At 44.6% G+C, this 5,513-nt stretch carries 9 protein-coding genes and 1 pseudogene; all 10 read left to right on the top strand.

The features are described 5' to 3' along the window. The coding region (locus tag MSP8886_RS22910; RefSeq protein ID WP_503101360.1) for a hypothetical protein at positions 1-94 on the top strand (94 nt) is incomplete at its 5' end. Continuing rightward, on the top strand, positions 94-264 hold the full coding sequence (locus MSP8886_RS22905; protein ID WP_002253904.1) for a bacteriophage K family protein: 171 nt from the start codon (positions 94-96) through the stop codon (positions 262-264). The genes MSP8886_RS22910 and MSP8886_RS22905, both read left to right, overlap by 1 nt. Beyond that, a complete protein-coding gene (locus MSP8886_RS22900) occupies positions 197-436 on the top strand; it encodes a phage DNA packaging protein C (protein WP_016670801.1) in 240 nt (79 codons plus the stop codon). Before MSP8886_RS22905 ends, MSP8886_RS22900 begins: the two co-directional genes overlap by 68 nt. Continuing rightward, complete coding sequence (locus tag MSP8886_RS22895; protein WP_000084700.1) at positions 433-891, top strand: scaffolding protein D; 459 nt, start codon at positions 433-435, stop codon at positions 889-891. The genes MSP8886_RS22900 and MSP8886_RS22895 overlap by 4 nt, the downstream gene beginning before the upstream one ends. Beyond that, positions 891-1,007 carry a phage DNA packaging protein J gene (locus tag MSP8886_RS22890; RefSeq protein ID WP_000033471.1) on the top strand — a complete coding sequence of 39 codons (117 nt, stop codon included), beginning with the start codon at positions 891-893 and terminating at the stop codon, positions 1,005-1,007. Before MSP8886_RS22895 ends, MSP8886_RS22890 begins: the two co-directional genes overlap by 1 nt. A 36-nt stretch (positions 1,008-1,043) precedes the next feature. Continuing rightward, complete coding sequence (locus MSP8886_RS22885; protein ID WP_000065572.1) at positions 1,044-2,327, top strand: major capsid protein; 1,284 nt, start codon at positions 1,044-1,046, stop codon at positions 2,325-2,327. A gap of 110 nt (positions 2,328-2,437) precedes the next feature. Further along, a complete protein-coding gene (locus MSP8886_RS22880) occupies positions 2,438-2,965 on the top strand; it encodes a hypothetical protein (RefSeq protein ID WP_000487867.1) in 528 nt (175 codons plus the stop codon). An 8-nt stretch (positions 2,966-2,973) separates the two neighbouring features. Beyond that, positions 2,974-3,960, top strand: a complete 987-nt coding sequence (locus MSP8886_RS22875) for a Minor spike protein (RefSeq protein WP_000466547.1) — start codon at positions 2,974-2,976, stop codon at positions 3,958-3,960. 36 nt (positions 3,961-3,996) lie between these two features. After that, positions 3,997-5,025 (top strand): annotated as a pseudogene (locus MSP8886_RS22870) (replication endonuclease); the annotation flags it as partial. A gap of 92 nt (positions 5,026-5,117) precedes the next feature. Next, positions 5,118-5,480, top strand: coding sequence for a hypothetical protein (locus tag MSP8886_RS22865; RefSeq protein WP_000436966.1), 363 nt, complete (start codon positions 5,118-5,120; stop codon positions 5,478-5,480). The last annotated feature ends 33 nt before the right edge of the window (positions 5,481-5,513 follow it).

Raw genomic sequence — 5,513 nt, 5'->3', positions numbered from 1 at the left:
TTATGCGCGCTTCGATAAAAATGATTGGCGTATCCAACCTGCAGAGTTTTATCGCTTCCATGACGCAGAAGTTAACACTTTCGGATATTTCTGATGAGTCGAAAAATTATCTTGATAAAGCAGGAATTACTACTGCTTGTTTACGAATTAAATCGAAGTGGACTGCTGGCGGAAAATGAGAAAATTCGACCTATCCTTGCGCAGCTCGAGAAGCTCTTACTTTGCGACCTTTCGCCATCAACTAACGATTCTGTCAAAAACTGACGCGTTGGATGAGGAGAAGTGGCTTAATATGCTTGGCACGTTCGTCAAGGACTGGTTTAGATATGAGTCACATTTTGTTCATGGTAGAGATTCTCTTGTTGACATTTTAAAAGAGCGTGGATTACTATCTGAGTCCGATGCTGTTCAACCACTAATAGGTAAGAAATCATGAGTCAAGTTACTGAACAATCCGTACGTTTCCAGACCGCTTTGGCCTCTATTAAGCTCATTCAGGCTTCTGCCGTTTTGGATTTAACCGAAGATGATTTCGATTTTCTGACGAGTAACAAAGTTTGGATTGCTACTGACCGCTCTCGTGCTCGTCGCTGCGTTGAGGCTTGCGTTTATGGTACGCTGGACTTTGTAGGATACCCTCGCTTTCCTGCTCCTGTTGAGTTTATTGCTGCCGTCATTGCTTATTATGTTCATCCCGTCAACATTCAAACGGCCTGTCTCATCATGGAAGGCGCTGAATTTACGGAAAACATTATTAATGGCGTCGAGCGTCCGGTTAAAGCCGCTGAATTGTTCGCGTTTACCTTGCGTGTACGCGCAGGAAACACTGACGTTCTTACTGACGCAGAAGAAAACGTGCGTCAAAAATTACGTGCAGAAGGAGTGATGTAATGTCTAAAGGTAAAAAACGTTCTGGCGCTCGCCCTGGTCGTCCGCAGCCGTTGCGAGGTACTAAAGGCAAGCGTAAAGGCGCTCGTCTTTGGTATGTAGGTGGTCAACAATTTTAATTGCAGGGGCTTCGGCCCCTTACTTGAGGATAAATTATGTCTAATATTCAAACTGGCGCCGAGCGTATGCCGCATGACCTTTCCCATCTTGGCTTCCTTGCTGGTCAGATTGGTCGTCTTATTACCATTTCAACTACTCCGGTTATCGCTGGCGACTCCTTCGAGATGGACGCCGTTGGCGCTCTCCGTCTTTCTCCATTGCGTCGTGGCCTTGCTATTGACTCTACTGTAGACATTTTTACTTTTTATGTCCCTCATCGTCACGTTTATGGTGAACAGTGGATTAAGTTCATGAAGGATGGTGTTAATGCCACTCCTCTCCCGACTGTTAACACTACTGGTTATATTGACCATGCCGCTTTTCTTGGCACGATTAACCCTGATACCAATAAAATCCCTAAGCATTTGTTTCAGGGTTATTTGAATATCTATAACAACTATTTTAAAGCGCCGTGGATGCCTGACCGTACCGAGGCTAACCCTAATGAGCTTAATCAAGATGATGCTCGTTATGGTTTCCGTTGCTGCCATCTCAAAAACATTTGGACTGCTCCGCTTCCTCCTGAGACTGAGCTTTCTCGCCAAATGACGACTTCTACCACATCTATTGACATTATGGGTCTGCAAGCTGCTTATGCTAATTTGCATACTGACCAAGAACGTGATTACTTCATGCAGCGTTACCATGATGTTATTTCTTCATTTGGAGGTAAAACCTCTTATGACGCTGACAACCGTCCTTTACTTGTCATGCGCTCTAATCTCTGGGCATCTGGCTATGATGTTGATGGAACTGACCAAACGTCGTTAGGCCAGTTTTCTGGTCGTGTTCAACAGACCTATAAACATTCTGTGCCGCGTTTCTTTGTTCCTGAGCATGGCACTATGTTTACTCTTGCGCTTGTTCGTTTTCCGCCTACTGCGACTAAAGAGATTCAGTACCTTAACGCTAAAGGTGCTTTGACTTATACCGATATTGCTGGCGACCCTGTTTTGTATGGCAACTTGCCGCCGCGTGAAATTTCTATGAAGGATGTTTTCCGTTCTGGTGATTCGTCTAAGAAGTTTAAGATTGCTGAGGGTCAGTGGTATCGTTATGCGCCTTCGTATGTTTCTCCTGCTTATCACCTTCTTGAAGGCTTCCCATTCATTCAGGAACCGCCTTCTGGTGATTTGCAAGAACGCGTACTTATTCGCCACCATGATTATGACCAGTGTTTCCAGTCCGTTCAGTTGTTGCAGTGGAATAGTCAGGTTAAATTTAATGTGACCGTTTATCGCAATCTGCCGACCACTCGCGATTCAATCATGACTTCGTGATAAAAGATTGAGTGTGAGGTTATAACGCCGAAGCGGTAAAAATTTTAATTTTTGCCGCTGAGGGGTTGACCAAGCGAAGCGCGGTAGGTTTTCTGCTTAGGAGTTTAATCATGTTTCAGACTTTTATTTCTCGCCATAATTCAAACTTTTTTTCTGATAAGCTGGTTCTCACTTCTGTTACTCCAGCTTCTTCGGCACCTGTTTTACAGACACCTAAAGCTACATCGTCAACGTTATATTTTGATAGTTTGACGGTTAATGCTGGTAATGGTGGTTTTCTTCATTGCATTCAGATGGATACATCTGTCAACGCCGCTAATCAGGTTGTTTCTGTTGGTGCTGATATTGCTTTTGATGCCGACCCTAAATTTTTTGCCTGTTTGGTTCGCTTTGAGTCTTCTTCGGTTCCGACTACCCTCCCGACTGCCTATGATGTTTATCCTTTGGATGGTCGCCATGATGGTGGTTATTATACCGTCAAGGACTGTGTGACTATTGACGTCCTTCCCCGTACGCCGGGCAATAATGTTTATGTTGGTTTCATGGTTTGGTCTAACTTTACCGCTACTAAATGCCGCGGATTGGTTTCGCTGAATCAGGTTATTAAAGAGATTATTTGTCTCCAGCCACTTAAGTGAGGTGATTTATGTTTGGTGCTATTGCTGGCGGTATTGCTTCTGCTCTTGCTGGTGGCGCCATGTCTAAATTGTTTGGAGGCGGTCAAAAAGCCGCCTCCGGTGGCATTCAAGGTGATGTGCTTGCTACCGATAACAATACTGTAGGCATGGGTGATGCTGGTATTAAATCTGCCATTCAAGGCTCTAATGTTCCTAACCCTGATGAGGCCGTCCCTAGTTTTGTTTCTGGTGCTATGGCTAAAGCTGGTAAAGGACTTCTTGAAGGTACGTTGCAGGCTGGCACTTCTGCCGTTTCTGATAAGTTGCTTGATTTGGTTGGACTTGGTGGCAAGTCTGCCGCTGATAAAGGAAAGGATACTCGTGATTATCTTGCTGCTGCATTTCCTGAGCTTAATGCTTGGGAGCGTGCTGGTGCTGATGCTTCCTCTGCTGGTATGGTTGACGCCGGATTTGAGAATCAAAAAGAGCTTACTAAAATGCAACTGGACAATCAGAAAGAGATTGCCGAGATGCAAAATGAGACTCAAAAAGAGATTGCTGGCATTCAGTCGGCGACTTCACGCCAGAATACGAAAGACCAGGTATATGCACAAAATGAGATGCTTGCTTATCAACAGAAGGAGTCTACTGCTCGCGTTGCGTCTATTATGGAAAACACCAATCTTTCCAAGCAACAGCAGGTTTCCGAGATTATGCGCCAAATGCTTACTCAAGCTCAAACGGCTGGTCAGTATTTTACCAATGACCAAATCAAAGAAATGACTCGCAAGGTTAGTGCTGAGGTTGACTTAGTTCATCAGCAAACGCAGAATCAGCGGTATGGCTCTTCTCATATTGGCGCTACTGCAAAGGATATTTCTAATGTCGTCACTGATGCTGCTTCTGGTGTGGTTGATATTTTTCATGGTATTGATAAAGCTGTTGCCGATACTTGGAACAATTTCTGGAAAGACGGTAAAGCTGATGGTATTGGCTCTAATTTGTCTAGGAAATAACCGTCAGGATTGACACCCTCCCAATTGTATGTTTTCATGCCTCCAAATCTTGGAGGCTTTTTTATGGTTCGTTCTTATTACCCTTCTGAATGTCACGCTGATTATTTTGACTTTGAGCGTATCGAGGCTCTTAAACCTGCTATTGAGGCTTGTGGCATTTCTACTCTTTCTCAATCCCCAATGCTTGGCTTCCATAAGCAGATGGATAACCGCATCAAGCTCTTGGAAGAGATTCTGTCTTTTCGTATGCAGGGCGTTGAGTTCGATAATGGTGATATGTATGTTGACGGCCATAAGGCTGCTTCTGACGTTCGTGATGAGTTTGTATCTGTTACTGAGAAGTTAATGGATGAATTGGCACAATGCTACAATGTGCTCCCCCAACTTGATATTAATAACACTATAGACCACCGCCCCGAAGGGGACGAAAAATGGTTTTTAGAGAACGAGAAGACGGTTACGCAGTTTTGCCGCAAGCTGGCTGCTGAACGCCCTCTTAAGGATATTCGCGATGAGTATAATTACCCCAAAAAGAAAGGTATTAAGGATGAGTGTTCAAGATTGCTGGAGGCCTCCACTATGAAATCGCGTAGAGGCTTTGCTATTCAGCGTTTGATGAATGCAATGCGACAGGCTCATGCTGATGGTTGGTTTATCGTTTTTGACACTCTCACGTTGGCTGACGACCGATTAGAGGCGTTTTATGATAATCCCAATGCTTTGCGTGACTATTTTCGTGATATTGGTCGTATGGTTCTTGCTGCCGAGGGTCGCAAGGCTAATGATTCACACGCCGACTGCTATCAGTATTTTTGTGTGCCTGAGTATGGTACAGCTAATGGCCGTCTTCATTTCCATGCGGTGCACTTTATGCGGACACTTCCTACAGGTAGCGTTGACCCTAATTTTGGTCGTCGGGTACGCAATCGCCGCCAGTTAAATAGCTTGCAAAATACGTGGCCTTATGGTTACAGTATGCCCATCGCAGTTCGCTACACGCAGGACGCTTTTTCACGTTCTGGTTGGTTGTGGCCTGTTGATGCTAAAGGTGAGCCGCTTAAAGCTACCAGTTATATGGCTGTTGGTTTCTATGTGGCTAAATACGTTAACAAAAAGTCAGATATGGACCTTGCTGCTAAAGGTCTAGGAGCTAAAGAATGGAACAACTCACTAAAAACCAAGCTGTCGCTACTTCCCAAGAAGCTGTTCAGAATCAGAATGAGCCGCAACTTCGGGATGAAAATGCTCACAATGACAAATCTGTCCACGGAGTGCTTAATCCAACTTACCAAGCTGGGTTACGACGCGACGCCGTTCAACCAGATATTGAAGCAGAACGCAAAAAGAGAGATGAGATTGAGGCTGGGAAAAGTTACTGTAGCCGACGTTTTGGCGGCGCAACCTGTGACGACAAATCTGCTCAAATTTATGCGCGCTTCGATAAAAATGATTGGCGTATCCAACCTGCAGAGTTTTATCGCTTCCATGACGCAGAAGTTAACACTTTCGGATATTTCTGATGAGTCGAAAAATTATCTTGATAAAGCAGGAAT

This window comes from Marinomonas spartinae, from assembly GCF_900089775.1.
Classification (GTDB): Bacteria; Pseudomonadota; Gammaproteobacteria; order Pseudomonadales; family Marinomonadaceae; genus Marinomonas; species Marinomonas spartinae.
The sequence above is the reverse complement of the archived record's forward strand: the minus strand, read 5'-3'. Positions and strand labels throughout refer to the sequence as shown.

Coding starts and splice junctions, on each gene's coding strand:
- MSP8886_RS22905 (WP_002253904.1), top strand. CDS start 94: ATGAGTCGAAAAATTATCTTGATAAAGCAGGAATTACTACTGCTTGTT.
- MSP8886_RS22895 (WP_000084700.1), top strand. CDS start 433: ATGAGTCAAGTTACTGAACAATCCGTACGTTTCCAGACCGCTTTGGCC.
- MSP8886_RS22890 (WP_000033471.1), top strand. CDS start 891: ATGTCTAAAGGTAAAAAACGTTCTGGCGCTCGCCCTGGTCGTCCGCAG.
- MSP8886_RS22885 (WP_000065572.1), top strand. CDS start 1,044: ATGTCTAATATTCAAACTGGCGCCGAGCGTATGCCGCATGACCTTTCC.
- MSP8886_RS22880 (WP_000487867.1), top strand. CDS start 2,438: ATGTTTCAGACTTTTATTTCTCGCCATAATTCAAACTTTTTTTCTGAT.
- MSP8886_RS22875 (WP_000466547.1), top strand. CDS start 2,974: ATGTTTGGTGCTATTGCTGGCGGTATTGCTTCTGCTCTTGCTGGTGGC.
- MSP8886_RS22865 (WP_000436966.1), top strand. CDS start 5,118: ATGGAACAACTCACTAAAAACCAAGCTGTCGCTACTTCCCAAGAAGCT.